This is a genomic window from Novosphingobium sp. IK01 (assembly GCF_033242265.1).
In the GTDB taxonomy this organism is placed as follows: Bacteria; Pseudomonadota; Alphaproteobacteria; order Sphingomonadales; family Sphingomonadaceae; genus Novosphingobium; species Novosphingobium pituita.
In genome coordinates this window covers 1369702-1396542 of sequence record NZ_BTFW01000001.1, presented here as the reverse complement: position 1 = coordinate 1396542, position 26841 = coordinate 1369702, and the positions used below count along the sequence as shown (strand labels likewise).

General features: G+C 66.9%; 23 protein-coding genes. 5 read left to right on the top strand and 18 right to left on the bottom strand.

Going from position 1 to position 26841, the window contains the following annotated elements; translation table 11 throughout:
- Positions 1–32: 32 nt before the first annotated feature.
- The gene (locus tag SBI20_RS06515; RefSeq protein WP_317974295.1) at positions 33–1844 is read left to right on the top strand and encodes a DUF885 domain-containing protein; all 1812 of its coding nucleotides are present in this window, start codon (positions 33–35) and stop codon (positions 1842–1844) included.
- A gap of 60 nt (positions 1845–1904) precedes the next feature.
- Here the strand turns inward: SBI20_RS06515 and SBI20_RS06510 are convergent, their stop codons facing one another.
- Positions 1905–4247, bottom strand: coding sequence for an ATP-dependent helicase (locus SBI20_RS06510; RefSeq protein ID WP_317974294.1), 2343 nt, complete (start codon positions 4245–4247; stop codon positions 1905–1907).
- Between the two features lie 259 nt (positions 4248–4506).
- On the opposite strand from SBI20_RS06510, the gene SBI20_RS06505 reads away from it, so the two are divergent.
- Together SBI20_RS06505 and SBI20_RS06500 are read left to right on the top strand one after the other, a co-directional pair.
- Positions 4507–4923, top strand: coding sequence for a hypothetical protein (locus SBI20_RS06505; protein WP_317974293.1), 417 nt, complete (start codon positions 4507–4509; stop codon positions 4921–4923).
- 200 nt (positions 4924–5123) lie between these two features.
- Positions 5124–6398 carry an MFS transporter gene (locus tag SBI20_RS06500; RefSeq protein ID WP_317974292.1) on the top strand — a complete coding sequence of 425 codons (1275 nt, stop codon included), beginning with the start codon at positions 5124–5126 and terminating at the stop codon, positions 6396–6398.
- Positions 6399–6437: 39 nt separating this feature from the next.
- Here SBI20_RS06500 and rsmD read toward each other — a convergent pair whose 3' ends face one another.
- Both rsmD and SBI20_RS06490 read right to left on the bottom strand, forming a co-directional pair.
- Entirely contained in the window at positions 6438–6983 is a 546-nt protein-coding gene (gene rsmD, locus SBI20_RS06495) for a 16S rRNA (guanine(966)-N(2))-methyltransferase RsmD (RefSeq protein ID WP_317974291.1), read from the bottom strand.
- 5 nt (positions 6984–6988) lie between these two features.
- Complete coding sequence (locus tag SBI20_RS06490; RefSeq protein ID WP_317974290.1) at positions 6989–8362, bottom strand: pseudouridine synthase; 1374 nt, start codon at positions 8360–8362, stop codon at positions 6989–6991.
- 259 nt (positions 8363–8621) lie between these two features.
- On the opposite strand from SBI20_RS06490, the gene SBI20_RS06485 reads away from it, so the two are divergent.
- On the top strand, positions 8622–10304 hold the full coding sequence (locus SBI20_RS06485; RefSeq protein ID WP_317974289.1) for an AmpG family muropeptide MFS transporter: 1683 nt from the start codon (positions 8622–8624) through the stop codon (positions 10302–10304).
- Positions 10305–10456: 152 nt separating this feature from the next.
- On the opposite strand, the gene SBI20_RS06480 is transcribed toward SBI20_RS06485, so the two are convergent.
- From SBI20_RS06480 to trpB, 4 genes are all read right to left on the bottom strand, one after another.
- Positions 10457–11782 carry a bifunctional folylpolyglutamate synthase/dihydrofolate synthase gene (locus SBI20_RS06480; RefSeq protein WP_317974288.1) on the bottom strand — a complete coding sequence of 442 codons (1326 nt, stop codon included), beginning with the start codon at positions 11780–11782 and terminating at the stop codon, positions 10457–10459.
- A gap of 66 nt (positions 11783–11848) precedes the next feature.
- Positions 11849–12697 (bottom strand): acetyl-CoA carboxylase, carboxyltransferase subunit beta, encoded by an 849-nt coding sequence (gene accD, locus SBI20_RS06475; protein ID WP_317974287.1) that lies wholly within the window; start codon positions 12695–12697, stop codon positions 11849–11851.
- Positions 12694–13509, bottom strand: coding sequence for a tryptophan synthase subunit alpha (gene trpA / locus SBI20_RS06470; RefSeq protein WP_317974286.1), 816 nt, complete (start codon positions 13507–13509; stop codon positions 12694–12696). The genes accD and trpA overlap by 4 nt, the downstream gene beginning before the upstream one ends.
- Positions 13506–14726: a tryptophan synthase subunit beta gene (gene trpB / locus SBI20_RS06465; protein ID WP_317974285.1), complete on the bottom strand. Its 1221-nt coding sequence runs from the start codon at positions 14724–14726 to the stop codon at positions 13506–13508. The genes trpA and trpB overlap by 4 nt, the downstream gene beginning before the upstream one ends.
- A gap of 518 nt (positions 14727–15244) precedes the next feature.
- Between trpB and SBI20_RS06460 the strand changes: the two genes are divergently transcribed.
- Positions 15245–15703 carry an outer membrane beta-barrel protein gene (locus SBI20_RS06460; protein ID WP_317974284.1) on the top strand — a complete coding sequence of 153 codons (459 nt, stop codon included), beginning with the start codon at positions 15245–15247 and terminating at the stop codon, positions 15701–15703.
- Between the two features lie 132 nt (positions 15704–15835).
- On the opposite strand, the gene SBI20_RS06455 is transcribed toward SBI20_RS06460, so the two are convergent.
- The 11 genes from SBI20_RS06455 to SBI20_RS06405 all read right to left on the bottom strand — a co-directional run bounded on the left by SBI20_RS06455 (position 15836) and on the right by SBI20_RS06405 (position 26780).
- The gene (locus SBI20_RS06455) at positions 15836–16480 is read right to left on the bottom strand and encodes a phosphoribosylanthranilate isomerase (protein ID WP_317974283.1); all 645 of its coding nucleotides are present in this window, start codon (positions 16478–16480) and stop codon (positions 15836–15838) included.
- 25 nt (positions 16481–16505) lie between these two features.
- Positions 16506–17267, bottom strand: a complete 762-nt coding sequence (locus SBI20_RS06450) for an SIMPL domain-containing protein (protein WP_317974282.1) — start codon at positions 17265–17267, stop codon at positions 16506–16508.
- A 132-nt stretch (positions 17268–17399) separates the two neighbouring features.
- On the bottom strand, positions 17400–17924 hold the full coding sequence (locus SBI20_RS06445; protein ID WP_317974281.1) for a GNAT family N-acetyltransferase: 525 nt from the start codon (positions 17922–17924) through the stop codon (positions 17400–17402).
- Entirely contained in the window at positions 17921–18604 is a 684-nt protein-coding gene (gene pyrF, locus SBI20_RS06440) for an orotidine-5'-phosphate decarboxylase (RefSeq protein WP_317974280.1), read from the bottom strand. Before pyrF ends, SBI20_RS06445 begins: the two co-directional genes overlap by 4 nt.
- Positions 18601–18918 (bottom strand): lipopolysaccharide assembly protein LapA domain-containing protein, encoded by a 318-nt coding sequence (locus tag SBI20_RS06435; protein ID WP_317974279.1) that lies wholly within the window; start codon positions 18916–18918, stop codon positions 18601–18603. Before SBI20_RS06435 ends, pyrF begins: the two co-directional genes overlap by 4 nt.
- A gap of 141 nt (positions 18919–19059) precedes the next feature.
- Positions 19060–20373: an adenylosuccinate lyase gene (gene purB / locus SBI20_RS06430; RefSeq protein ID WP_317974278.1), complete on the bottom strand. Its 1314-nt coding sequence runs from the start codon at positions 20371–20373 to the stop codon at positions 19060–19062.
- A 274-nt stretch (positions 20374–20647) separates the two neighbouring features.
- The gene (locus SBI20_RS06425; RefSeq protein ID WP_317974277.1) at positions 20648–21373 is read right to left on the bottom strand and encodes a DUF2490 domain-containing protein; all 726 of its coding nucleotides are present in this window, start codon (positions 21371–21373) and stop codon (positions 20648–20650) included.
- A 1141-nt stretch (positions 21374–22514) separates the two neighbouring features.
- Entirely contained in the window at positions 22515–23822 is a 1308-nt protein-coding gene (locus SBI20_RS06420) for an SAM-dependent methyltransferase (protein ID WP_317976053.1), read from the bottom strand.
- Between the two features lie 153 nt (positions 23823–23975).
- A complete protein-coding gene (locus tag SBI20_RS06415; protein WP_317974276.1) occupies positions 23976–24362 on the bottom strand; it encodes a glycine zipper 2TM domain-containing protein in 387 nt (128 codons plus the stop codon).
- Positions 24363–24638: 276 nt separating this feature from the next.
- Positions 24639–25868 (bottom strand): dual-specificity RNA methyltransferase RlmN, encoded by a 1230-nt coding sequence (gene rlmN, locus SBI20_RS06410; RefSeq protein WP_317976052.1) that lies wholly within the window; start codon positions 25866–25868, stop codon positions 24639–24641.
- A gap of 162 nt (positions 25869–26030) precedes the next feature.
- Complete coding sequence (locus SBI20_RS06405) at positions 26031–26780, bottom strand: 2OG-Fe(II) oxygenase (RefSeq protein ID WP_317974275.1); 750 nt, start codon at positions 26778–26780, stop codon at positions 26031–26033.
- Positions 26781–26841: the final 61 nt, after the last annotated feature.

The following is a 26841-nucleotide window of genomic DNA, read 5'->3' as shown; positions in this document are numbered from 1 at the left end:
GTCGCGATTTCCTCGGGTTGGCGGGCGGCGCAATGGCTGCGGCATGGCTTTCGGGCCTGCCCGGACAGGCCTTTGCCCAAGTAGGCGCGCAGGCCGGGGCGCAGGCGGGCGGAGACGCGGCTTTCGGGGCGCTGCTCGACCGCATTTTCTTTGCCAGTCTCCTCATTGAACCGCAGCGGGCAACGACGCTCGGGCTTGATACCGGTGCGCGGGCGGTGCTGCGCAGTCGCCTCGATGGTGAAGGACGCGGCGCGAATGAAGCCTCTCTGGCGTTCTATCGCGATGCCCAGGCGGCCGTTTCGGCCGTCGATCCGGCGGGCCTGAATGCACAGAACCGGCGTAACCGCGCGATTGTACTGCATCGGTTCGGCGAAGAACTGGCGGGTGCGCGCTTCGATATTGACGATCCGCAGATGCCGTTCGTGATCGATCAGCAGCGCGGCGCCTATTTCACGATCCCCGATTTCCTCGACAACCAGCACCCGATCCTCGTGGCCGAGGATGCCGAGGCCTATCTGGCCCGTCTGGCGGCCTTCGCCATCGTGCTCGACGACCAGACCGCCGAAGGCGCGCGTCAGGCCGGGATGGGGCGCATTCCCCCCGCCTGGGCGATCACGCTGGCGCTGGGCCAGATGGCCAAGCTGCGCAATGTCGCGCCTGAGCACAACGGACTGGTCACCTCGCTGGTCCGCCGCACCACCGAAAAGGGGCTGGCCGAAAAGGGGCTGGCGGGCGACTGGCAGCGCCGCGCGGTCTCTATCGTGCACGACAAGGTCTATCCCGCGCTCGATCGCCAGATGGCGCTCTATCGCCGGTTGCGCGCCAAATCGCCGGCCGGTGACGGGATCTGGCGCCTCAAGCAGGGCGATGCGATCTATGCCGCTGCGCTGGGCGCCGCCACCACGACGACTCTGACACCCGAGGCCATCCACAAGATCGGCCTCGAACAGGTCGCCCAGATCAGCGCTGAACTCGACACTGTGCTCAAGGCTGCCGGGCACACCACCGGCAGCATCGGCGCGCGTCTTTCCGCGCTCAATCACGCGCCCGAGCAGCTTTACCCCGATACGGCGGAGGGCCGCGCGCAACTGATCGCGGGGCTCAACCAGAGCGTGGCCCACATGCGCACGCAATTGCCGCGCGCCTTTGCCGATATTCCCAACGATCCGCTGACCATCCGGGCCGTCCCTGCCGAAATTCAGGACGGCGCGCCCAATGGCTATTACAATTCGGCCTCGCTCGACGGTTCACGCCCGGCGATCTACTGGATCAACCTCAAGTCTGTGGGCGACTGGCCGAAATATTCGCTGCCCTCGCTGACCTACCACGAGGGCATTCCCGGCCATCATCTTCAGGGTGGGTACGCGCAAGGGGGTGGAGAGCTGCCATGGATTCTGCGCGACTACTTCATCTCGGCCTATGGCGAGGGCTGGGCGCTCTATGCCGAACAACTGGGCGATGAACTGGGCGGCTATCAGGGCATCGAACGGGCGGGCTATCTTCAGTCGTTCCTGTTCCGCGCGGTGCGTCTGGTGGTCGATACCGGCATCCACCACTATCGCTGGAGCCGCGAGAAGGCGACGGCCTACATGGTCGAGAAGACCGGCTTCACCCCGGCGCGCAGCCAGCGCGAGATCGAGCGCTATTGCACGATGATCGGTCAGGCATGCAGCTACAAGATGGGCCATACGGCCTGGGTTGCCAATCGCCGGAAGGCCGAAAAGGCTCTGGGCGACAAATTCGACCTCGCGTGGTTCCACGGCGTGCTCAAGGAAGGCGCCATGCCGCTGTCCCTGCTGGAAGCGCGGATCGACGAGCGCATTGCCGAGCGACTGAAGGCATAAGGACAAAGAAAAGGGGAAATGCGGGGGCCATCGTCCCTGCATTTCCTCTTTCTTCCTGTTTCAGGCCGGCTTCACGAAGCTGTCGAGCACGCGCTTCTCGCCCGCCGTTTCGAAGGCGATTTCCAGCTTGTTGCCTTCCTGGGCCTGAACCACGCCATAGCCGAACTTGTCGTGGAACACGCGCGCGCCGATGGCGATGTCGGCGCGGGGCTTGCTGGCGAAGCTGGCTGCGCTGCGGGTGTTTTCGGCCATGCGGCGCGGCTTGGCGTCATAGGCCTGCTGGGCAGCGCGTTGCCAGCCAGGGCCCCGGCTCTGCGCCTTGGCCGGGTGGTTGCGGGCGACATCGGCAAACGGGTCGCTCGCTTCCGACCAGCTGGCCCGCCACATCGAGGCTCCGCCCGAGAGCGTGGTTTCGCTCTCGACATGGTCCTGCGGCAGTTCCTCGACGAAGCGCGAGGGGATCGCGCTCGTCCACTGGCCATAGATGCGGCGGTTGGCGGCATGCAGGATCGTGCAGCGGCGGCGCGCGCGGGTGATCGCCACATAGGCGAGGCGGCGCTCTTCTTCGAGGCTGGCGAGGCCCCCTTCGTCGAGCGCGCGCTGCGAGGGGAACACCCCTTCTTCCCAGCCGGGCAGAAAGACCTGATCGAATTCGAGGCCCTTGGCCGCGTGGATGGTCATGATCGTGACCTTTTCCTCGCTTGAGGCGGCCTCGTTGTCCATCACCAGACTGACATGTTCGAGGAAATCGCCCAGCGTCTCGTACTCTTCCATCGCGCGGACGAGTTCGGAGAGGTTTTCGAGGCGGGCATTGGCCTCGGCGCTCTTTTCGGCCTGAAGCGCGCCGGTGTAGCCGCTCTCGTCGAGGATCGTGCGGGCCAGTTCAGACGGGGTGAGCGTGGCGATCTGGTCGCGCCAGCGCAGGAAATCGCGCACCAGTGCCAGAATCGTGTTGCGCGCGCGGGCGGGCAGTTCGTCGGTATCGGCGATGTCGTAGGCCGCGCGCAGCAGGGGCACCTGATGGGCGCGGGCAAAGCGGTGGAGCTTTTCGAGCGTCTTGTCGCCAAGGCCGCGCTTGGGGGTGTTGTAGATCCGCTCGAAGGCGAGATCATCCGAAGGCTGCGAGACGAGGCGCAGATAGGCCAGCGCATCGCGGATTTCGGCGCGCTCGTAGAAGCGGAAACCGCCGACGATGCGATAGGCCAGGCCGATCTGGATGAAGCGGTCTTCGAACTCGCGCGTCTGGAACTGTGCGCGCACGAGGATTGCCACGCGGTCGAGCGGGCAGCCCTCGCGTTCGAGGCGCTCGATCTCCTCGCCCACGCGGCGCGCTTCCTCGGGGCCATCCCAGACGCCGATCACGCGGACTTTGTCGCCGCCATCGCGCTCGGTCCACAAGTGCTTGCCCAGACGCTGGGCGTTCTCCTCGATCAGGCCCGAGGCCGCGCCCAGAATGTGCGGGGTGGAGCGATAGTTCTGTTCGAGGCGGATCACCGCCGCGCCGGGGAAATCCTTTTCAAAGCGCAGGATATTGGCGACTTCGGCGCCGCGCCACGAATAGATCGACTGGTCGTCGTCGCCCACCACGCAGATGTTCTTGTGGACTTGCGCGAGCAGGCGCAGCCACAGGTACTGGACCGCGTTGGTGTCCTGATATTCGTCGACCATGATGTAGCGGAAGCGGTCCTGCCAGCTTTCCAGCACGTCGCGATGCTGGCGGAAGATCGTCAGCATGTGGAGCAGGAGATCGCCGAAATCGCAGGCGTTGATCGTGCGCAGGCGGTCCTGATAGAGGCCGTACATCTTCGCGCCGCGCCCGTTGGCATAGGCCTCGTTCTCGCCCGCATCGAGATCGGCGGGCGTCAGGCCCCGGTTCTTCCAGCGGTCGATCAGCCCGGCCAGTTGCTTGGCGGGCCAGCGCTTGTCGTCGATGCCTTCGGCCTGGATCAGCTGCTTGAGCAGGCGCATCTGGTCGTCGGTGTCGAGGATGGAAAAGCTGCTGGTGAGGCCGACGAGTTCGGCATGGCGGCGCAGCATCTTGGCGGCAATCGCGTGGAACGTGCCGAGCCAGGGCATCCCTTCGACCGAAGGGCCGATCAGGGCGCCCACGCGCTCGCGCATCTCGCGCGCGGCCTTGTTGGTGAAGGTCACGCACAGGATCTGCGAGGGCCAGGCGAGGCGCTGGCGCAGCAGATTGGCGAGCCGCGCGGTGAGCGCGGCGGTCTTGCCGGTGCCCGCGCCTGCCAGCATCAGCACGGGCCCTTGCGTGGTGAGCACGGCCTCGCGCTGGGGCGGGTTGAGCGCGGCAAGCCATTGCGGTTCGCCCTGCTGGGCGCCCTGATGCGCGGGGGCCGCTGCGGGCGTGGAACGGGCGGCGTCGGAAGAGGGGGGGAAGCTGGTCACGCCGGAACAGGTAGGGAACCGTGCGGGCGGGCGCAAGGCGCAATCGGCGGGGCGGAAAGGCTCGGGGCCCTGGCGGAGAACAGTCTCAAACGCATTTTATTGTGCGGTGCATCCTAATGAAATCAACGGCTCATCGCAGTTGCAGGGCACTTTTCACGCCCTGCCCCGCGATGGCGACGTCTGGTCGATCAGCGGGAAACCTTTGGCGTCCGCGATGCGTAAGGGCCCGCATCGGGTCAGGACAACAGGAGGAGATCCCATGAAGACGTTTATGTCCATCGGCGCGTTTGCGCTCGCCACGGCCGCCCTTCCGGTCGCCGCCCAGGCCCAGACCGCCGCGCCTGCGGCCCCTGCTGCTTCTGCGGCAACTCCGGCTCAGGCTCCGGCTGGGCCTTTCACGATGACCACGGCACAAAAGGCGCAGTATGATCGCTGGGCGAGTGACCTGAAGACCAAGTACGATGCCTGGCCGTCGGGCCAGCAGGAATATTTCTGGTCGCTCGGTCCCGACGAACAGCAGGGCTGGTGGGCCCTGAGCGACGTGCAGCGCGGGCAGGTTCTGGCGATGACCCCGGACCAGCGCGCGCAAGTCTGGCCTTCGATCGTGGCACAGGTCAAGGGTCGCGCCACGGCTTCGGCCAGCAGTGCGCGAGCAAAGGCTGGCGGCACGTCCTGATTGCCACGCGCCGTGTGATCCTTGAAAAGGGCGCTGGTTCGGCCAGCGCCCTTTTTTCGGGATGGGTGGGCAGGGGGCGTGCATGTTCCTGTCGTCAAATCTGCTTGCAGGTGCGGAAAGTTGCGCATTTTTGGCACGGGTCGCTTGGTTCGTGTCCTGTTGGTCTTGACAAGGCAGCGGGGGCCGGGAAGGCCCCGTCGATGCATTCGAACCGTGTTTCCCCTTATCGCCAGCATGCCCGTATCCTGACCGCCAGCCTCGTGGGCACGGCGGTGGAGTTCTACGATTTCTATATCTACGCCACCGCGGCCGCGCTGGTGATCGGGCCCCTGTTCTTCCCGGCGCAGTCGCCTTCGGCGCAAGTGCTGCTCTCGTTCATGACCTTCGGCCTTGCTTTCGTGGCGCGGCCCGTGGGGGCGGTGGCTTTCGGCCATTTTGGCGACAGAGTCGGGCGCAAGTCGACGCTGGTGGCCTCGCTGATGCTGATGGGCGGATCGACGGTGCTGATCGCGTTCCTGCCGACTTATGCGATGGCCGGGCCGGTGGCGCCGTTCCTGCTGTGCCTGCTCCGGTTCGGGCAGGGCTTTGGCCTTGGCGGCGAATGGGGCGGGGCCTCGCTGCTGGCGGTCGAGAACGCGCCCAAGGGCTGGGAAGCGCGCTTTGGTTCCGCGCCGCAACTGGGGGCGCCGCTCGGGTTCCTGTGTGCCAACGGGCTGTTCCTGATCCTGGGGGTGACTTTGCCCGAGGCGGCCTTTGCGAGCTGGGGCTGGCGCGTGCCGTTTCTGGCGAGCGCGCTGCTGGTCGGGCTTGGCCTGTGGGTGCGGCTCAAGATCGGGGAAACCGCCGCTTTCGAGCAGGCAAAGAACGACGCCCCGCCGCCCAAGGTGCCGGTCGGGCGGCTGATGGCCGATCATCCCGGCGCGGTTCTGGCCGGGATTGCCGGGGTGATCGCCTGCTTTGCGATCTTCTATCTGGCGACGACCTTTGCGCTTTCGTTTGCCACGACGAAACTGGGCTATGCCAAGCAGACGTTCCTTGGCGTGCAGCTCGTGGCCAATTTCTTCCTCGCAGGCGGTATCGCCCTGGCGGGCTGGTGGGCCGACAAGCGCGGGGCGGCCTCTGTCTTGCGCGTGGGCGCGGCGGGGACGGCGCTGGTCGGGCTGGTGTTCGGGCTGGGTCTGGGTTCGGGCCATCTGCCGGTGGTTTTTGCCACGCTGGCGCTCACGCTGTTCGTGATGGGGCTGGTCTATGGGCCGCTCGGGGCCTGGTTGCCCACGCTCTATGCCGTGCCGGTGCGCTATACCGGGATTTCGATTGCCTTCAATGTCGGGGGGATCATCGGCGGGGCTCTGGCGCCCTTTGCCGCGCAGGCGCTGGCGATGGCGGGCGGCACGGCGATGGTCGGGCTGTTCCTGACCGTGGCGGGGGCGATCACGCTGGCAGGCGTGGTGTTTGCGCCCCGGTGCGAGGCCTGAGGAGGAGACCCCGCGCAAGGCGGGGCCTCTTTCGACAGGTCAGGCCTTCAGGCGCATCAGCGTGAGGCAGGCCTTGCCGACCTTGCGTTCGCTCTCGATTTCGCAGGTTTTCACCTGAGGCACTTCGTCGAGGCCCGTTTCCAGGCTGATCCACGTGCCTTCGCCGATCCAGCCGAGCCGCACCAGCTTGTCGACCGCCACCGCGCCCGCGCCCGTCCCGTAGGGCGGATCGAGCATGATGAGGTCGAGCGGCTCCTTGACCGGGCCGAGCGAGAGCACCGAGGAGGCGCGCACATCGGTGTTCCCTTGCACGCGCAGGGCGGCAAGGTTGGCGCGGATCGCGCGGATTGCCGCCGGGTCCTGCTCGACGAACAGGCAATGGCCGGCCCCGCGCGAGAGCGCTTCGAGGCCGAGCGCGCCCGACCCTGCGAACAGGTCGGCGACCTTGAGATCCTCGAACGAGCCGAGGCGGCTGGTCAGCATCGAGAACAGCGTCTCGCGCGTGCGGTCGGCGGTGGGGCGGGTGGTTTCGCCAGCAGGGGCGACGAGCTTGCGCCCGCGCCACTGGCCCGAAATGATGCGCATGGGGATCAGCCCTCGGTTGTCGGCTTTTTGGGTGCGGGCAGGCTGGCGAGCGACTTGCGGAAGCGCTCGACCAGAACCTGCGGCACTTCCTCGGCCCCGCCGCGTGGCAGGTCGGCCAGCTCGAACGGGCCATAGGCCGTGCGCAGCAGGCGCGAGACCTGAAGCCCCAGATGTTCGAGCACGCGCCGGACTTCGCGGTTCTTGCCTTCAGTCAGCGTCATTTCGATCCACTGGTTGCGCCCGGTGCGGCGCTCCATGTTGGCGTCGATATTGCCATAGCGCACGCCGTCGATCTCGATCCCTTCGATCAGGTCTTCGAGCTGGCCTTGCGAGATGTCGCCAAAGGTGCGCGCGCGATAGGTGCGCGGGATGCCGGTGGCGGGCAGTTCGAGTGCGCGCTTCAACTCGCCATCGTTGGTGAGCAGCAACAGGCCCTCGGTGTTGAGGTCGAGACGGCCCACGGGCATCACGCGCGGCGTATCGCCGGGCAGGGCATTGCGCAGGGCGTTGTAGATCGTCGGGCGACCGGCGGGATCGCGCTCGGCGGTGATCAGGCCGGCGGGCTTGTGGAAGCGGAAGATGCGCGTGGGCGCGGCCGCCGCGATCAGCTTGCCATCGACGCTCACGCCCCTGAGGTTCTTCAGGATCGTGGCGGGGGTCTCGATCAGCACGCCGTCGAGGCGCACGCGGCCCTCGGCGATCAGGCGCTCGACCTCGCGGCGCGAGGCGACCCCGGCGCGGGCGAGCAGCTTGGCGATGCGTTCGCCTTCGCGTTCACCGGCATCGGCGCTGTCGTCGCGCGGCTGGGCCGGAACCTTGGGCGCGCTCTTGCCGAAGGGTTTGGCATAGGGCTTGGCCACCGGGCGGCTGAGGGCCTGAACCGAGGCGGACCCGCTCGGGCGGCCATCGGCGCGCAGGGGGCCACGGCGCGGGCGTTCGTCCGGCGCGGTGTTTTCCGTGCGCGGACCGGGCTTGCCGCGTCCTTCATAGGGCTTCCCGGCGAAAGGCTTTTTGGCAAAGGGCTTGCCATCGCGCTCATCGCGGGCCGGGCGTTCGGTGCGGGGGCCGCGCTCGTCGCGACGGTCGGCGAAGCGGTCACCACGGGGTGCGCGTTCGTCGCGGCGGTCGGCGAAGCGGTCACCACGGGGTGCGCGTTCATCACGGCGGTCGGCGAAGCGGTCACCACGGGGCGCGCGTTCATCGCGGCGGTCGGCGAAGCGGTCACCACGGGGCGCGCGTTCATCGCGGCGGTCGGCGAAACGGTCGCCACGGGGCGCGCGTTCGTCGCGACGGTCGGCAAAGCGGTCGCCACGGGGCGCACGGTCATCGCGGGCCGGGCGTTCGCCATCGGCAGTGCGCGAGGCCGGACGGGGGCTCAACTTGCCCTTGATGGGCGCGCCCTTGCGCTCCTCGGCAGTGCGGGGCGCGGATTTGTCATCGGGGCGGCGGGGGCTTGTGGCCCTGTTTGATCTGGCTTTGTCGGATGCGGCGGGCCGTCCCGGGCGGCCGCTCCTGCCTTTTGGGGGAAGTGTCATCGCTGGCCCATACCCGATTGCCGCTGCTGCGTCAAAGAACGGCCTAGGCATGGGGGCAAAGGGTTTCTAGGGTATTCGATCAATCTTGAGGAGAAACCCCACCATGGCATCGACCCCGGCGCCCCGTCCCAAGGGCTGGCGCCTGTTCAAGCTGGCGCTGCAAACGCGCAAGTCGGCCACGATGCTCGGTTTCGGCTTTTCCTCGGGGCTGCCCTATGCCCTGCTGATCGGCACGCTCAACGCCTGGCTGGGCGAAGTGAAGATCGATCTGGCGACGATCGGCGTGCTGTCGTGGATCGGGCTGTCCTATTCGTTCAAGTTCCTGTGGTCGCCGCTGGTGGACCGGCTGGCGCTGCCGGGGCTGGAAGGGCTCGGGCGGCGCAAGAGCTGGATCGTGCTGTGTCAGGTCGCGCTGGTGCTGGCCTTTGCGGGGCTGGCGGCGACCGATCCGGTGCGGTCCATCGGCACGTTTGCGCTGTTCGCGTTCCTGGGCGCGTTGGCTTCGGCCACGCAGGACGTGGCGATTGATGCCTGGCGCATCGACGTGGCCGACGAGGAGGCGAGCGTCGAGCTGCTCTCCTCGATCTACCAGTTCGGTTATCGCATCGCGTCGATCGTCGGGGGCGCGCTGGCGCTGGTTCTGGCCGGGCGGATGAGCTGGCCGATGGTCTATGTGCTGATGGCCGCGCTGATCGGGCTGGTCGTGCTGGTCACGCTGCGCGCGCCCGATACCCCGCGCCCCGAACAGGGCGCGCTCCATGCCACGCTGGGCGCGCCGGGCGAACTGGCCCCGGCCACGCGCGGGGCGGCGCTGGCGGTTGTCGGGGCGAGCTGGGCCTGGGCCATCGGCACGATCCTGACGTTCATGGCCCGCATGCTCAGCCCGCTCGGGCCGGGGGAAAAACATCCGTCGGTGGCCGTCTTCACGCGCGAGACCGGGCCGTTCATCGTGCTGGCGACAGTGGCCGTGCCCTTGTTGGTGGCCGCGCTCGCCAATCTGGCGCGGCGCAGGCAGGTGGGCGTGCTGACACAGGAAGACAGCGCCCATGGCCCGCTGCGCAGCGCGATGAACCATTTGTACGTGGCCCTCGTCGCCCCGCTGGCCGAACTCGTCGCGCGGCTGGGCTGGGGGGTGCTGGTGGTGATCGGGATGATCCTCACCTATCCCCTGTGCTACAATATCTGGGGCAGCTTCGCCTTTCCGTTCTATCTGGAATTCCTGCACTATTCCAAGGACGAGGTGGCTTTTGCCTCGAAGCTGTTCGGGATCGTGATGACGATTGCGGGGATCGGGCTGGGCGGCTTTCTGTTCGTGCGGATCGGGCGCATGCCGACCATTCTGGTGGGCGCGCTGCTGCCGATTCTGGGCAATTTCGTCTATGCCGATCTTGCCGACGGGGCGCCGCTGATCGACGCCTTCGGGCATGGGGTGGGGCTCCATGCGCTGTTCGGGCTGTTCGGGTTTGACGACCGGATGATCCGGCTGCTCGTGGCGATCAGTTTCGAGAATGTCTCGACCGGGATCGCCGGGGCGGCGTTCGTGGCCTATATGTCGGGGATCGTCAGCCGCAGTTACACCGCCGTGCAATATGCGCTGCTCTCGTCGCTCACGTTCCTGATCGGGTCGCTCGGGCGGGGCATCGCGGGCGAGGCGTTCGACCTCTATGGCTATGCCACGGTGTTCCGCTGGACGGCGGCGGCCGGGCTGGTGGCGGTGCTGTTCGTGGCGCTCGAATGGGTGCGCGTGGCGCGGCAGGGCAAGCCCGCCGCGCCTGAAGGGGCTTAGTGTCTGATCCGAAACTATCGTTTCGGATCGCTCGGCACCGGCCCTCTCCCCCACCGGACCTCCCATAGGGTACTATCGTTGGGAGGTCGGGTGGGGGAGCGGGCCGGTGCCGAACCGAAATTCGCCTCTTCGGCGAATTTCGAATCAGACTCTTAGTCGGGGACTTCGCCGTTGCGGCGCAGGACGTCGCCCGCGAGGTAGAGCGAGCCGACGATCAGCACGTCGCCTTGTGTCGGAAGCGCGGCCAGCGCCTGGTCCACATCGGCAAAGCTGCGCACGGGCAGGGCGCTGTGGGCGGCGAGGTCTTCCGGGCGGTGGGCATCGTGGCCCGGCGCGGGGACGACCGAGATCGACAGCGCATGGGTTCCCAGCGGCCCGAGGATGGCGCTCGGGTCCTTGTTGGCGAGCATGCCGATGATCACATGGACCGGCGGCTGGGCGGCCAGATGACGGGCGATGGCAAGGCCCGCATCGGGATTGTGCCCACCGTCGAGCCAGACGGTGCGGCCCGGAACCCGCGCGGTCAGCGGGCCTTCTCCCAGCCGTTGCAGGCGGGCGGGCCAGCGCGCGGCGCGGATGCCAGCGGCCATGGCCTCTGGCGTGATGGCCACCGCGCTCTGGTGGCGCAGCATGGCGACGGCCAGTGCTGCATTTTCGGCCTGATGGGTTCCGGCCAGCGTGGGCAGGGGGAGCATCAGCGTGCCGCGCGCGTCGTGGTAGTGGATCGCGTCATCAATGCGCGCGTCCCAGGCCTGGCCGCGCGCGAAAAGCGGGGCCTCGTGGGCCTGCGCGGTCGCGCGGACGGTCTCCATGGCGAGGGTGGGGTAGGACAGTGTGACCAGCGGGCAGCCCGGCTTGGCGATGCTGGCTTTTTCAAAGGCGATCCGCGCGAGGGGCTCTTGCGGAAGGGCCGGATCGGGCGAGAGCAGGAACGCCTCGTGATCGAGGCCCAGCGTGGCGAGGCCCGAACAGGCACTGGCGGCCAGGATGTTGGTCGCGTCGAGCCGCCCGCCAAGGCCGGTTTCGATCACGCAGACATCGGCGGGCACCCGCGCAAAGGCGAGGAACAGCGCGGCGGTGGTGACCTCGAAGAAGCTGGGCTCCAGATCGGGGCCCAGATCCGGGTTCGAGGCGGCATCGAGCGCTTCCTTCAGCAGGTCGGCGAGCAGGTCATCGCTGATCAGTTCCCCGGCGAGGCGGATGCGTTCGTTGTAGCGGACCAGATGCGGCTTGGTCGCAGTGTGGACCTTCAGCCCCTGCGCTTCGAGCATGAAGCGCAAGTAGGTGCAGGTCGAACCCTTGCCGTTGGTGCCCGCGACATGGAACACCGGGGGCAGCCTGTCCTGCGGATTGCCCAGACGGCGGCACAGCTCGCGCACGGTGTCGAGCCCGAGCCGCCCTTGCGGGAGCGAGAGCGCGCCGAGGCGGTCGAGCTGGGCCTGCACGGCGGGATCTTCGGAAATCGCGAAGTCCTTCATGCGGGGTCACTCCTGCCGCCGCCCGCGCAGGGGCGGCGGTTCTGGTCTGGTCGGTTCTGAAAAGGCTCAGGCGGCCTTGGCGGCCATCAGGTAGTCGATCACTTCGGCCAGATTGGCGCGAAGCTGGTGACGATGGACGACCATGTCGATCATGCCGTGGGCGTGGAGATATTCGGCGCGCTGGAACCCTTCGGGGAGCTGCTCGCGAATGGTCTCCTGAATCACGCGCTGCCCGGCAAAGCCGATGAGCGCGCCCGGTTCGGAAATCTGCACGTCGCCCAGCATGGCATAGCTGGCCGTCACCCCGCCCGTGGTCGGGTCGGTGATGATCACGATATAGGGCAGGCCCGCGGCGTGAAGGCGGCTGATCGCCACGGTCGTGCGCGGCATCTGCATCAGCGAGAGGATGCCTTCCTGCATGCGCGCGCCGCCAGCGGCGGTCACGATCACGTAAGGGCACTTCTCGCGGATCGCGCGCTCGGTCCCGGCGACGAAGGCATTGCCCACGGCCATGCCCATCGAGCCGCCCATGAACGAAAAGTCCTGCACGCCCACGACCGCCTTCTTGCCCTCGACCCGGCCTACGGCCGTGGTCAGCGCATCGGGGTGCGGATTGGCCGCGCGGGCGGCCTTGAGGCGGTCCACGTACTTCTTGGTGTCGCGGAACTTGAGCGGGTCTTCCTTGACCTTGGGCGCGGGCAGCAGGGTGAAGCCCGGATCCATCAGCTGGGCAAGGCGCGCGTCGGCACCGATGCGGCCATGGTGGTCGCAGCGCGGGCAGACCGACTGGTTGTCCTCATAGTCCTTGGTGAACAGCATCTCGCTGCACGAAGGGCACTTGATCCACAGGTTGTCGGGGGTGTCGCGCTTGGGGGTAAACGGAAGTGCGTTGCGAACGCGGTTGATCCAGCTCATGCCAGTTCCTTTCGGGCGGCGTGGACGGCGGCGCTCAGGGCGGCGGTAAGTTCGCGCACCGGGCCGGCGGCATCGGCGCCATGGAGTGCCACGAGATCGACCAGGGCCGAGCCGACGACAACCCCGTCGGCCACGGCGGCAATGCCGCCCGCCTGCTCGGGGGTGCGCACGCCGAAGCCCACGGCCACGGGGATCGTGGCGGTTTGCTTGATGCGGGCGACCGCGTCCTCGATCGAGGCGAGCGCGGCCGACTGCTTGCCGGTGATCCCGGCGACGGAAACGTAATAGAGGAATCCGCCCGAGCCTTCGAGCACGGTCGGAAGACGCGCGGCATCGGTGGTGGGGGTGGCGAGGCGGATCGGCGCGATGCCATGCGCGCGCAGCGCCGGGCCCAGCTCGGGGTCTTCCTCGCTCGGGATGTCGACGCAGATCACGCCATCGATGCCCGCATCGGCGCAGGCATCGGCAAACCATTGCGAGCCGCGCGTGATCATCGGGTTGGCATAGCCCATCAGCACCAGCGGCACGGCGGGGTGCCGTTCGCGGAAGCCCTTGGCGATGGCCAGGATGTCGGCGGTCTTGGTGCCGGCACCCAGCGCGCGCAAGTTGGCGTTCTGGATCGCCGGGCCATCGGCCATCGGATCGGTGAAGGGCATGCCCAGTTCGATCACGTCGGCGCCGCCTTCGACAAGCGCGTCGAGGATGGCCGGCGTGGCTTCGGGCGTCGGATCGCCGCCGGTCACGAAGCAGACGAGGGCGGCGTGGCCCTTGGCGAAGGCGGCCTGAAGGCGGTTGGCGGGCTGGCTGCTCACAGCTTCACTCCCAGATGCTCGGCAACGGCAAAGATGTCCTTGTCGCCGCGGCCACACAGATTGGCGAGGATGATCTGGTCCTTGCCCATCGTGGGCGCGACCTTGCGCACGGCGGCGATGGCGTGGGCGGGTTCGAGCGCGGGGATGATCCCTTCGGTCCGGCACAGGAGCTGGAAGCCTTCGAGCGCTTCGGTATCGGTGACCGAGGTATAGTCGACGCGGCCCACGTCGCGCAGCCAGGCGTGTTCGGGGCCGATGCCGGGATAGTCGAGCCCTGCGCTGATCGAGTGGCCTTCGAGAATCTGGCCGTCCTCGTCCTGAAGCAGGTAGGTCTTGTTGCCGTGGAGCACGCCGGGGCGGCCCCCGGCGAGGCTGGCGGCATGGTCCTTGTCGAGCCCGTGGCCCGCCGCCTCGACGCCCAGCATCTTCACCGAGCTGTCATCGAGGAACGGGTGGAACAGGCCGATGGCGTTCGAGCCACCGCCGATCGCGGCCACCAGCAGGTCGGGCAGGCGGCCCGTGCGCGAGAGCATCTGAGCGCGCGCCTCGCGGCCGATCACGCTCTGGAAATCGCGGACCAGCTCGGGATAGGGGTGCGGGCCAGCGGCCGTGCCGATGATGTAGAAGGTGTCGTGGACATTGGCGACCCAGTCGCGCAGCGCCTCGTTCATCGCGTCCTTGAGCGTGCCCGCGCCCGCCGTGACCGGCACCACTTGTGCGCCCAGCAGCTTCATGCGGAACACGTTGGGGGCCTGACGCGCCACGTCGGTCGCGCCCATGTAGACGACGCAGGGCAGGCCAAAGCGCGCGCAGACGGTGGCCGTCGCCACGCCATGCTGGCCCGCGCCGGTTTCGGCGATGATGCGGGTCTTGCCCATGCGCATGGCCAGAAGGATCTGGCCGATGCAGTTGTTGATCTTGTGCGCGCCGGTGTGGTTGAGCTCGTCGCGCTTGAACCAGACTTGGGCGCCGCCCAACTCTTCCGTCAGCCGCGGCGCGAAATAAAGCGGGCTGGGGCGGCCGACATAGTGTTCGAGCAGGTCGTCGAACTCGGCCTGGAAGCTCGGGTCGGCCTTGGCACGGTTATATTCCGTTTCGAGGTCGAGGATCAGCGGCATCAGCGTTTCGGCGACATAGCGACCACCGAACTGGCCAAAGTGGCCGCGTTCGTCGGGCTGGTTGCGGAAGCTGTTCTGGAGCGGGCTTTGGGCGGTCATGGCTCAGCCGCTTGGCAGAGGGCGCGGCGCTTGTCCAGATTCGAGCGGGTTCGAGGCCTGCCGCCCGGTGTGTCTTTCAGGGCATGACATGGGGGTGCAGGCGGGATTTTTTGCGACAAAAAGTGTCTCTGCGGGCCGGGAGGGCGGGGGGAAGTCCGGCAACTGCCCTGTTTGTCTGAAGTTGCAATTTATGCAATCGCAATGTCATGGATGAGTGCAGGCTGTTCATCCTGGCGACAGGAATGGGGTCTATAGGCGCGGCAGCAACGTCAAGAAGGGTAGTCCCATAATTGGGCCTGCCCTTTTTGCATTTAAAAGGGCCATTCTATACTTGGCCTGTATTATAGCGTAACAGTCGGCAAACCTTTCTGGTTCGTCAGGAACTGTGGCAGATTTGCCATATCAATGTCTTTTAAGACAAAAAAGTTACAATCATGTCTTGCCGGTTACAGAGCGCGGGCCTACCTGCCGCCTCGACCGCTGCACTACGACAGCGGCCGAATGCAAGGAGGTTACTTATGCGTCTCGCTCTTCTCGCCGCGGCCGGCGTGCTGGCTGCTGCCGCTCCCGCCATGGCCAACGAGGCCCGCCTGGAAATCCACTCGGGCGTGATCTGGAACCACGACAGCAACGACGCCACCATCGGTGCGGCTGCCGGTTACGATTACGACCTGAACAAGCTGGCTTTCGTCGGCGCCGAAGTGTCGGCCGACAAGATCCTGGCTGGCGTCTACAACCGCGTCGACTTCGGCTTCACGGGCCGCGCCGGTGTGAAGATCAACAACAGCAAGCTCTATGGCCTGGCCGGCTACAGCACCACCCCCTGCCGCGGCTGCGGCGGCGGCTGGCAGTTCGGCGGCGGCGTTCAGCAGAACCTGTTCAAGAACTTCTACGGCAAGATCGAATATCGCCACTACATCGGCGACGAAACGCTCAAGGCTGACGGTCTGACCGCTGGCTTCGGCGTGAAGTTCTGATCGATCGCCTAAAAGCGGTGTAATCAGAAAAACGGGCGGCTCCCGCAAAGAGCCGCCCGTTTTTTATTGTCATCACGAAATACGATAAAGCTGGTGCCGAACGATCCCAAACGACAGTTCCGGATCAGACACTCAGGCGTCGCGGGCGGCCCGGCAAAAGGCGCGGATCAGGCTTTCGTCCTTGGCGCCCGGCGCGCTTTCCACGCCCGAGGACACGTCGACAAGCCCGGTGCCCGTCGCCCGCACGGCCTCGCCCACATTGGCAGGCGAAAGCCCGCCTGCCAGCCCCCACGGCGTCGGCCCGCGTCGCGCGGCGAGCAAGGACCAGTCGAACACGAGGCCCAGCCCGCCGGGCAGCGCCGCGCCCTTGGGGGCCTTGGCATCGAACAGCAGCAGGTCGGCGGCGCCATCATAGCGGGCGGCGGCGGCCACGTCGGCAGCCGAGGCGATCGACAGCGCCTTCCACACCGGAACCCCGAATCGCGCCTTGACTTGCGCGACCCGCTCAGGGCTTTCCTTGCCATGGAGTTGCACGACATCGAGCCGTGCTGCGGCCAGCGCCTCGCCGATCATGGCGTCGTCGGCATCGACGAACAGCCCGACCAGCTTCGTGCGCCCGGCGGCGCGCTCCCCCAGCATCGCCGCATCGCGCAAGGCGAGATGGCGCGGCGAGGGGGGGAAGAACACCAGGCCGGCATAGTCGGCACGCTGTTCGAGCACGGCGTCGAGCGCCTTGGGGCTGTTGATCCCGCAGATCTTGATGGCAGGGGCTGGCATGACCGGCCCGCTTGTGGCGGCAAGCTTACTGCGGCGCAAGCTCGAAGGTCATCGACACGCTCATGGTGAGGTCGAGTTCACCGGCTGCGACCGGGCTGGGCGCGGCCATGGCCATCATCTTCTCGGCGCGCGCATAGAGCACTTGCGGGCGGGGGTTGTAGCCGCCGCTTTCGCTGATGGTCAGCACGCGCACGACCTTGAGCCCGGTGGCGCGGGCATAGAGGTCGGCGCGGGCGCGGGCCTTGGCCACGGCATCGAGTCGCGCCTCGTCCATCGCCGCATCGGGCTTGTCGAGCTGGAACGAGGGGCCGCTCACTTCATTGGCCCCCGCCTTGACGAGGGTGTCGATCACCGCGCCATAGCGGGCGATGTCGCGCTGTTTGACCTCGACCTGGTTGGTCGCGCGATAGCCGGTGATGACGGGATCGTCTTGCGTCGAGCCATCGGGCAGGCGGCGCGGCTGGCCATAGACCGGGCTGACCGAGAGTGAACTGGTCTGCATGTCGCGCGGGGCAATGCCCGAGGCCTTGAGCGCGGCCATCGTGGCGTTCATGGCGCGGGCATTGGCGGCCAGCGCCTCGCTCGCGGTCTTGCCTTCGCTGGTGACGCCCGCGGTGAACACGGCCAGATCAGGCACGCGGGTGGAGCGGCCTTGCGCCTCGATGGTCAGGACGGTGGCGCCCGGCGCGACGACGGGCGAAGTCTGGACGCTTTGGGCTTGCGCGGGAAGCGCCCCGAGCGCGAGGGGCAGGGCGCAGAGCGAGGCGGCGAAAATCAGGCGCTTCATGGGTGACGGTCTCCCTTTGTTACGCCGCAGGCCTGGACGAGCCGGGCTTGCCGGACGCTGAACCGTTACAGGGGTAACTGTTCAGCTCCGATTCGTTTCCGTGCCCGTGTGCTTGTCCGCGCGTCTGTCGGTTCAGGCCAGCTGGCGTTCGAGCACGACCATCGCGAAAGGAACCGGCTGGGGGCCGGGAAACGGGCGCGTTTCGCCGGTGCGGACATAGCCGCGCCGCTCGTACCACGCGACCAGTTCGGCGCGGCGGTCGATCACCGTCATCTCGATGGCCCGCAGACCCAGTTCGTCGCGCGCCACGCGGGCGGCTTCGTCGAGCAGCAGGCGGCCGATGCCGCCGCCCTGTCCATCGGGATCGACGCAGAGCATGCCCAGATAGGCCTTGCCGGTCGGCTGGGGAATCAGGGTGACCGTGCCCACGGGCAGGCCCGTTGCATCGAGGGCCAGCAGCAGGCGCTTGTCGGGCGCGGTGATCGTCGCGGCAAGGTCCGCGTCGGACGTGCGCTCGTCGTCGAGCAGGTCGGCTTCGTGGGTCCAGCCCTTGCGGGCGCTGTCGCCGCGATAGGCCCGCTCGACCAGCACGCGCAGGGCGGGCAGGTCGCTCAGGATAGCGCGGCGCAGCGTGAGCGCAGGGGCTGGCGCGCTCACAGCGTGGCTTCGATGGCGCGGGCGGCAGCCACCGGGTCTTCGGCGCGGCTGATCGGGCGGCCGATCACCAGCACCGAGGCGCCCGCATCGCGCGCCGCGCGCGGGGTGACCGTGCGCTTCTGGTCGCCGACGAGCGCGCCCTTGCCTTCGGCGGGACGCAGGCCGGGAACGACGAAATAGCCGTTCTTCCAGCGGCGGTGGATGTCGCCCACTTCGTGGCCCGAGCACACGATCCCGTCGAGCCCGGCTTCCTGCGCCAGATCCGCGAGGCGCAGCGCCTGGTCGTGGGGCGTGCCCGAAACGCCGGTGCGGGCCAGGTCATTGCCATCGAGGCTGGTCAGCACGGTGACCGCAACGACCTTGCAGGCCTCGCCCGCAGCGGCCTTGGCGTCTTCCATCATCGCGCGCCCGCCGCCCGCATGGATCGTGACGATCGAGGGCTGGAGCACGTGGATCGACTGCATGGCGGCGGCGACCGTGTTGGGAATGTCGTGCAGCTTGAGGTCGAGGAAGATCGGCAGGCCGATCTTGGCCACTTCGTGCACGCCATGGTGACCATGGGCGCAAAAGAATTCCAGACCCAGCTTGAGCCCGCCGACATGATCCTTGACCTTCTGCCCCAGGGCGATGGCGGCATCGAGGCGGGGCAGGTCGAGGGCGAGATAGATCGGGTTGCTCACGGGCGGTATTCCGGTTGGGCCGCATCAGGGGCGGCAGGTGGGGGTGCATAGGCGCCGGCCTGGCTGGCCAGGCTCGATTCCAGATTGGCGATGCGGCGCTTGAGGCGCCAGCGGCGCAGGCGTCCGGCCAGCCAGGGCGGCAGGAAGCCCGCGAGGAAAAAGACCAGTGCGGTAAAGCCGACCGGCCAGTCGAAGTGAAGGTATCCGGCGCCAAAGGGCCAGAAGTTCACCCGCGCGGTCTCGGCGTTCATGACGATGAAGGCGGCAAAACCGGCCGCCAGCGCCAGCCACGAAAGAATGCGGATCTGCTTCATGCGCGGCGCTTCACCCCCTTGATCAGCTTGCGGCGTGCCTGCCTTCGGACTGGCCCACGTTCTGGTTCCGTCGTGGCCGGCCCCCATCGGGGACCGGCGGCGGACATTAGGCAGGTTGGAGGCGAAGCGCCAGCGTCGCGATTATTCGCCAAAGACGCGGGCGAAGATCGTGTCGACGGCCTTGAAGTGATAGTCGAGGTTGAACTTGTCCTCGATCTGCTGGGGGGTGAGCGCCTTGGTCACGTCCGGGTCGGCCTTGAGCAGTTCGAGCAGCGAGAGCTGGCCGTCCGATTCCCACACCTTCATCGCGTTGCGCTGGACGAGGCGATAGGCCTCGTCGCGGGTCACGCCCGCTTGCGTCAGGGCGAGCAGCACGCGCTGCGAGTGGACCAGGCCGCCCATGCGGTCGAGGTTCTTCTGCATGCGCTCGGGGTAGACGACCAGCTTGTCGACCACCGAGGTCAGCCGCGCCAGCGCGAAGTCGAGGGTGATCGTGGCATCGGGCCCGATGAAGCGTTCGACCGACGAGTGCGAGATGTCGCGTTCGTGCCAGAGCGCCACGTTTTCGAGCGCCGGGGTCACCGCCGAGCGGACCATGCGGGCAAGGCCGGTGAGGTTTTCGGTCAGCACCGGGTTGCGCTTGTGCGGCATGGCCGACGAGCCCTTCTGGCCCGGCGAGAAGTATTCCTCGGCTTCGAGCACTTCGGTGCGCTGGAGGTGGCGGACCTCGATGGCGAGGCGCTCGATCGAGCTGGCGATCACGCCCAGCGTCGCGAAGAACATCGCGTGGCGGTCGCGCGGGATCACCTGCGTCGAGACGGGTTCGACCGCAAGGCCGAGCTGGTCGGCGACGTATTCCTCGACGGTGGGGTCGATATTGGCAAACGTGCCCACCGCGCCCGAGATCGCGCAGGTCGCGATTTCAGCGCGCGCGGCCACGAGGCGCGCGCGGCAGCGGGTGAATTCGGCGAAGGCCTCGGCCAGCTTCTTGCCGAACGTGGTCGGCTCGGCATGGATGCCGTGGCTGCGGCCGATGGTGGGGGTATACTTGTGCTCCATCGCGCGGCGCTTGATCGCGGCGAGCAGCGCGTCGATGTCGGCCAGCAGGATGTCCGAGGCACGCGCGAGCTGGACGGCCAGCGTCGTGTCGAGCACGTCCGAGCTGGTCATGCCCTGGTGCATGAAGCGCGCTTCGGGGCCGACCTGCTGGGCTACCCAGTCGAGGAAGGCGATCACGTCGTGCTTGGTGACGGCTTCGATGGCGTCGATCGCGGCCACGTCGATGGTCGGGTTGGTCGCCCACCAGTCCCACAGCGCCTTGGCGCCGCTGGCGGGCACGACGCCCAGATCACCCAGCTTCTGCGTGGCGTGGGCCTCGATCTCGAACCAGATGCGGTAGCGCGCTTCGGGTTCCCAGATCGCGGTCATCGCGGGGCGGGCATAACGGGGGACCATGGTTCGACTCCGAATAATGGGCAGCTGGACAGCACAAACCGGACGGGGAAGACCCGACAGGGTGCCTGAGAGCACGTTCATGCGTGCCGCTAGGGGCGCACGGCGCTTATGGCAAGGGGGGCGCGGCGGCAAGGGCTCGTTCTGGGGCCCGTTCTGGGGCCCGTTCTGGCGCTGCCTATGGCCCGCCCGCCACGCCACCCCCCCGGTCTGGCGCGCGGACGGGCCGCCCCGGCAAGTGCCTTTCGGCGTGCCGGGGCAAGCTGGAACGCTCCGGTCAGAGCGAGAGCGTAAAGGCCACCGAGGCGACATGGTCGCTGCTGTCGAGGCGGCCGGGGCGGATGCCATACTGGTTGAGGTAGCCGGCCTCGACCGTCAGGCGTTTGGTCAGCGGGGCATTGATGCCGATGAAGTTGCGCATGCGCTCTTCGCCGCCCACGGCCTGATAGCTGGTCTTGTTGAAATCGATGAAGCTTTCATGGCTCGCGACGATGGACACTTTGCCCCTGCCGGTGTCGGCCACGGGCAGGGTCGCCTTGATGAACGGGCGCAGGCGCCAACCGGTTCCCTGCACGCCCTGATCGCGCCAGCGCTGCTCCATGCGCAGGCGCCCGCTCAGCCTGACCGGGCCCAGCCGGGCAAAATTGTCGAAGCTCACCTGCTCGCGAATGCGGTGTTCGCGCACGCGGAAGTCGCCGTGCAGGTAGTTGGGGTCGAACGTGTAGCCCAGCCAGACCGTGATGGTCTTGTTGAGCTTGTAGCCGACCATGAAATTGTTCTCGATTTCATAGAAGCCGCGCGCGTTTCCGGTGCGCAGGATCGTCTCGTTCGAGGCGCGCCAGTGATCGTCGATTTTGGCATTCACGGTGAACCCGCCCCAGGCCTGGGTATCGGTATCGGCATGGGCAGCCACGGGCCCCAGCAGGCAGGCAGGCGTGCAGGCCAGTGCGAGGGCGGCGCCACGCTTGAGGACGGTTCCGGAAAACGAGGGAAACGAAGGCATGGGGCGGTCTTGTCCGGTGAATGTCTGGTCGAGGCCGCCCGCCTATGACCGTTTGATGACACATTCATGACATTCAATTGACGCAAAATAGACGGATGTTGCATATCATCTATTTGAAATAACATCATTAAACTGAAGATTGTTGCGATCTTGCACGGCCTGTCCCGTTCCTGCCGATGACAAATATGACATGTCTCCACGCCGCACAGGCCGATGGGGCAGGCTGCTGTGGCAGGCCGATGGGGAAGGCGCGTCATGCCGGCCACCCCAGCTGCCCGTGTCGATGGCGGGCAGCCCTTTCGATTCGCGCAGAGACTCTGGAACGCGCCGGGCAGGCAACCGGTCGGGAAACGAGTGCCCGAAAGGAACACAAAAGACCGTCCCGAATATTGAGAACGCCATGCGGAACGTGATCCGGCATCCCCCGCCGCGCAAGCGGGCAAAGCTCGCTGCGGACCAGATCGAAGTGGGCCAATCAGACAGCGCCCTGCCACGGGATGTGAGGCCTCGCGATGTGAGGCCCCGCCCTGTGAAGTCCGGCAATGTGAAGTCCCGCGATGCGGAGCCCCATACTGCGAAAACGGGCGCCTGGGTGGGCGGGTCGAACGCGGGATGCGTCCGACGGATAGCAGATGCCACGACTTCCCCAGCCAGTGGCACCCCTCCGGAGCTATGGCCAATCCGCCTGCTGTCAGCCTGCTTCGTCTGAAATCCGCAGGTTTGAACGTGAACGCTTTGCTGCCAGTGTCTCTTGCTGCCAGTGTTTCTTGCTGTCAGCGTTTCTTGCTGCCTGTATATCTTGACTGTCTGTTCGGCCTCGCGAAGGGAGGCCGTGAGCAATATCAGTCACTTCTGTCGCTTCCCTTATTCCCCCTGCTAAGTGAAGGCCTGTAGGGAGAGGGCCAGATCATGGCTGCGAAGTCATCCCGCATTGCCTTGGAAATCGAGGGAAGGGGCCGGGCTGCAATCGTGAAACAGATCGTTACGTTACGGCAAAAAGGCCATGAAACAGAGGCTTTTGGTGTCCGCATGGTTCGTCGGTTTCGGAGGATTTGACCGCCGCTGCAAGGCTGCCCCAAAAGACAACGGCGGCGCCGGGAAGCCGGCGCCGCCGTTGCGGATATGGGGAATGCGAAGGGGGTTATCCCGTCGTCACGGTATCGGACGCATCGCTGTCAAAACGGATGAGCTTGGCTGGCTGGCCCCCGGTTGCGGCCAGACGCCGCGCGCGCAGCCCGGCTTCCTCGCGGGCGATGTAATCGCGCGTCAGGGGCAGAGTGTCGCGGTTGCGGACCAGCTGGAACTGGAAATTCACCATGTCCGCATGTTCGAAGGCCGTGGCCGCGCCCGCAAGGTAGAACAGCCACATGCGATAGAAGCGCGCGTCGTAGAAAGCCTCGATCTTGTCCTTCTGGGCGACGCAGCGTTCGTACCAGGCGCGAATCGTGGGGGCATAGTGGCGGCGCAGCACTTCCACGTCGCTCACCATCAGGCGGTTGGGCTCGATGGCGGCAACCGTTTCGCTCATCGCCGGGATATAGCCGCCCGGAAAGATGTACTTGCGGGTGAAATCGTCGGTGACCGAGGGCGGGCCGACGCGACCGATGGTGTGCATCAGCATCACCCCGTCCTCGGCCAGCATGTTGTGGCACTGGCGGAAATAGGCGTCGAAATTGGGCACGCCGACATGTTCGAACATGCCCACCGAGACGATGCGGTCGAACGTGTCGGTCACGTCGCGATAGTCGGTCAGGCTGAAGGTCACATGGCGGTCGACCCCCTCGCGCGCGGCCCAGGCCTTGGCATAGGCGAGCTGCTCCTTCGAGAGGGTGATCCCGTGGATGTTCGCGCCGGTCAGCTTGTGAAGCTGGATGGCAAGCCCGCCCCAGCCACAGCCGATGTCGAGCACGCGCAGGCCCGGACGCAGCATGAGCTTGGCCGCGATATGCTCGACCTTGGCGTGCTGCGCTTCCTCCAGCGTGGTGATCCCTTCGCCCCAATAGGCGCATGAATACTGGCGCAGGGGATCGAGGAAGAGATCGTAGAGGCGGTCGTCGAGATCGTAGTGATGGGCGACATTGCGGCGCGAGGCATGGCGCGCGTTGATCTGGTCACGCTTGCCCGCGATGTTGAGGATCAGCTTGCGCAAGGGGCCGGGCTTGTCGATGTCGCCGGCCTTTTCCCAGGGATTGTTGCGCCGCACGAAGCTGACGAAATCCATGATGTCGCCGCCCTCGATGCGGACGCGATCATCCATGAACGCCTCGCCCATGCCCAGGCTGGGATTGCGGGCGAGGAAGCCGGGAACGCGGCTGTCCATCATGCGCAAGGTGAGGTCGGGCCAGTCCGGCGTGGGCGTGCCATAGCGCCGGGTGCGGCCATTGGCCTCAATCAAGGTCAATGTTCCGTGTCGGATCAGGCGCTTGAGTACCGGATCCAGGATCAGCATGGACATCGTTAAAAAGCTCCGATGACCCCCCCGAGGATCGGGCCCACTATGCACAAGCGCGGCCCGCCTGCAAGCGGACCGCGCCAGGGTTTGCACACAGTTTGCAGCCGGGCCTGACGGTTCAGGCCCCTGCTGCACCCATGCTGCGCAATATCAGCGGCAGCGGGCGTTGCCGCGGTCGATCTCGCGACCGAGCAGGCCGCCGCCCACCGCGCCCAGCACCGTGCCCATGGTGCGGTCGCCACGGGTGTCGATCGCGCGGCCCACCAGCGCGCCACCGGCAGCCCCGATGATCAGGCCGGTCGTGCCGTTGCTGCGGCGGCAGTAGTAACGGCCATCGCGACCGCGCCACACATGGTCGTCGCGGCTGATCCGGCGCGGGTTGCGATAGTAGCCGCGGTCGTCATAGTCCCCGCGGTCATAGCCGCGATCATGACCATAGCCATGGCCACGGCCATGGCCATGCCACGGATCGGCCATGGCGGTGGTGGCGGAAACGGCGGTGGCAGCCATCACGGCGGCCAGAACAAGCTTCTTCATATGCAATCTCCCTGAAGGGGTGACGTGACGTGTCGGATGAACACGGCTTTGAGACGAGGGATCCACAACGGGCGATGAACGCTTCGTTGTAGTGCCTGTTCCGCGCCGAGGTGACTTTCTCTCGCGATGAAGGGTTTGAATCCACGCGAAGGGGCGCGTGATCTTGCAGCGCGCAGGGCCGCGCGGCGCCCGAAGGATCGCGCGCCGGTGTTGCGGGAAAGGGCAGGGATGAGGCGGGGTGAAAGGGGGCAGCGCGCCCCCTTCACCTTGTTGCGCTCAGTCGAGCGCGGCCTGCTTTTCGGCGGCCAGCCGGTCGAGCTCGGCGCGGCTGCGCTTTTCGGCGGCAGTCTTGAGCTGGCCACAGGCCGCGTCGATGTCGCGCCCGCGCGGGGTGCGCACCGGGGCCGAGATGCCCGCCTCGAACACGATCTGGGCAAACCGCTTGATCCGCTCGGGCGTCGAGCATTCGTAGGGCGCGCCCTCCCACGGGTTGAACGGGATCAGGTTGACCTTGGCGGGCAGCTTGTACTGCTTGATCAGGCGGACCAGTTCGTGCGCGTCCTCGTCGCGGTCGTTGCGGTCCTTGAGCATCACATATTCGAACGTGATGCGCCGCGCATTGCTGGCGCCCGGATAGTCGGCGCAGGCCTGAAGCAGCTCTTCAAGGCCGAACTTGCGGTTGATCGGCACGATCTCGTCGCGCACGTCCTTGGTCACCGCGTGGAGCGAGACGGCCAGATTGACGCCGATTTCCTCGCCACAGCGCGCCATCAGCGGCACGACCCCGGCGGTCGAAAGCGTGATGCGGCGCTTGGAGAGGGCAAGGCCTTCGCCGTCCATCACCAGCTTGAGCGCATCGCGCACATTGTCGAAATTGTAGAGCGGCTCGCCCATGCCCATCATCACGATGTTGGTGAGCAGGCGTCCGTCCGAGGTGTAGCTGCCTTCTTCCTCATCGATTTCAAGGCCAGCCATCGAGCCCTTGGGCCATTCGCCCAGCGCATCGCGCGCGAGCATGACCTGACCGACGATCTCGCCCGGCGTCAGGTTGCGCACGAGGCGCATCGTGCCGGTGTGGCAGAACCGGCAGTTAAGCGTGCAGCCCACCTGGCTCGACACGCACAGCGTGCCGCGATCCGCGTCGGGAATGAAGACCATTTCGAAATCGTGCCCGTCGGCGGTGCGCAGCAGCCACTTGCGCGTGCCATCGGTCGAGACTTGCGCCTCGACCACGTCGGGGCGGCCCACGACGAAGCGTTCGGCCAGCCACGGACGCATGGTCTTGGCAATATCGGTCATGCCTTCGAATTCGGTCACGCCGCGATGGTAGAGCCAGTGGAACACCTGCTTGGCGCGCAGCTTGGCAGCCTTGGTGTCGAGCCCGGCTTCCTGGAACAGCGTGGCGATCTGCGGGCGGGGCAGGCCGATCAGGTCGATCCGGCCATCCTCGCGCGCGGTTACCTGGCGCGGAACGGTTACGGGATCGACATGGCCGGGAATGGGCATGCCAACGGGCAGCGACCCGACAGGAAGAGTCTGGTCGGCAGAAGGCGCAATGGGGGCGTGCGGATCGGGGGCGTTCATGGCGCCGCTCTATACGCTTTTATGCGCGAATCGCCAGTGGGGGCCGATGGGCCCTCCCGCAAGGCCTTTTGGGCGGCCTTTTGTTCAGCGCCGCAGCCAGCCGGTGATCGACAGCCTCGGGGCCCCGGCAAAAGGCGCGACCAGCGAGACCGAATGCCGCTGGGGCACCTTGAACAAGTGCAAGGCATTGAAACGCGGGGAAAGCCCGAAAGTCACGTCGTCCGGGCCGGGCACGCCCCCGGTGATCGGCGCATCGTGGAACAGCAGCAGGCCGCCCCATTCGGTGCGCCAGTGCGGGGTGAGGTTGAGGACATAGGCGGCCACGCGGTCCTTGCCCGCCACGTCGTCGTCGTGGCCGGTCAGGAAGTGGCCGGGCAGGTAGCGCGTGGCCTGTCCGTCGACCATGCGGATGGCTGGTTCGCCGGTGAGCGTGCGGAACAGGTCGAGCCAGGGCCGCGTGTTGAAGGCCGCGACGAGGCGGTCGACCGGCAGCGCGCGGGCCGTGCGCGTGGCCGGATCGTCGGACACGCGCAGCGCGTCGTAGATATACTGGAAACCGTCGCGGGCCTGGGCGTGGACGGCCTGGGTCAGCGCGGCGCTGCGTTCGGTTCCCAGCGAGGCGAGGGCCTGGGCATCGAGATCCCAGACTTTGTCGGCCTGGTTGAGTACGCGCACGAACGGCGCGTCGCCGGTCAGCCAGCCGTGGAGCGCTTCGGCTTCCGCCATGGGCAGCACGCCGGGTGCGCGCACATGGCCTGTCCGGGCAAAATCGGCGGCGGCCCGGGCTGTGGCGTCGGGGCCAAGCGCGGGACGGGCAAAGGAGAGAGTGTCCATGGGGCCTGTCATATCGGGCCGGGGATGGGCCCGGAAGCCTGTGTCAAAAATGTCACAAAAA

Excerpts from the sequence above, each read along its gene's own strand:
- SBI20_RS06460 (WP_317974284.1), top strand. The coding sequence starts at position 15,245 with ATGCGTCTCGCTCTTCTCGCCGCGGCCGGCGTGCTGGCTGCTGCCGCT.
- SBI20_RS06500 (WP_317974292.1), top strand. The coding sequence starts at position 5,124 with ATGCATTCGAACCGTGTTTCCCCTTATCGCCAGCATGCCCGTATCCTG.
- rlmN (WP_317976052.1), bottom strand. The coding sequence starts at position 25,868 with ATGCCCATTCCCGGCCATGTCGATCCCGTAACCGTTCCGCGCCAGGTA.
- SBI20_RS06405 (WP_317974275.1), bottom strand. The coding sequence starts at position 26,780 with ATGGACACTCTCTCCTTTGCCCGTCCCGCGCTTGGCCCCGACGCCACA.
- trpB (WP_317974285.1), bottom strand. The coding sequence starts at position 14,726 with ATGACCGCCCAAAGCCCGCTCCAGAACAGCTTCCGCAACCAGCCCGAC.
- SBI20_RS06450 (WP_317974282.1), bottom strand. The coding sequence starts at position 17,267 with ATGAAGCGCCTGATTTTCGCCGCCTCGCTCTGCGCCCTGCCCCTCGCG.
- SBI20_RS06455 (WP_317974283.1), bottom strand. The coding sequence starts at position 16,480 with ATGCCAGCCCCTGCCATCAAGATCTGCGGGATCAACAGCCCCAAGGCG.
- SBI20_RS06505 (WP_317974293.1), top strand. The coding sequence starts at position 4,507 with ATGAAGACGTTTATGTCCATCGGCGCGTTTGCGCTCGCCACGGCCGCC.
- SBI20_RS06485 (WP_317974289.1), top strand. The coding sequence starts at position 8,622 with ATGGCATCGACCCCGGCGCCCCGTCCCAAGGGCTGGCGCCTGTTCAAG.
- SBI20_RS06480 (WP_317974288.1), bottom strand. The coding sequence starts at position 11,782 with ATGAAGGACTTCGCGATTTCCGAAGATCCCGCCGTGCAGGCCCAGCTC.
- SBI20_RS06435 (WP_317974279.1), bottom strand. The coding sequence starts at position 18,918 with ATGAAGCAGATCCGCATTCTTTCGTGGCTGGCGCTGGCGGCCGGTTTT.
- purB (WP_317974278.1), bottom strand. The coding sequence starts at position 20,373 with ATGGTCCCCCGTTATGCCCGCCCCGCGATGACCGCGATCTGGGAACCC.
- SBI20_RS06515 (WP_317974295.1), top strand. The coding sequence starts at position 33 with ATGGCTGCGGCATGGCTTTCGGGCCTGCCCGGACAGGCCTTTGCCCAA.
- SBI20_RS06420 (WP_317976053.1), bottom strand. The coding sequence starts at position 23,822 with ATGCTGATCCTGGATCCGGTACTCAAGCGCCTGATCCGACACGGAACA.
- rsmD (WP_317974291.1), bottom strand. The coding sequence starts at position 6,983 with ATGCGCATCATTTCGGGCCAGTGGCGCGGGCGCAAGCTCGTCGCCCCT.
- SBI20_RS06425 (WP_317974277.1), bottom strand. The coding sequence starts at position 21,373 with ATGCCTTCGTTTCCCTCGTTTTCCGGAACCGTCCTCAAGCGTGGCGCC.
- accD (WP_317974287.1), bottom strand. The coding sequence starts at position 12,697 with ATGAGCTGGATCAACCGCGTTCGCAACGCACTTCCGTTTACCCCCAAG.
- SBI20_RS06415 (WP_317974276.1), bottom strand. The coding sequence starts at position 24,362 with ATGAAGAAGCTTGTTCTGGCCGCCGTGATGGCTGCCACCGCCGTTTCC.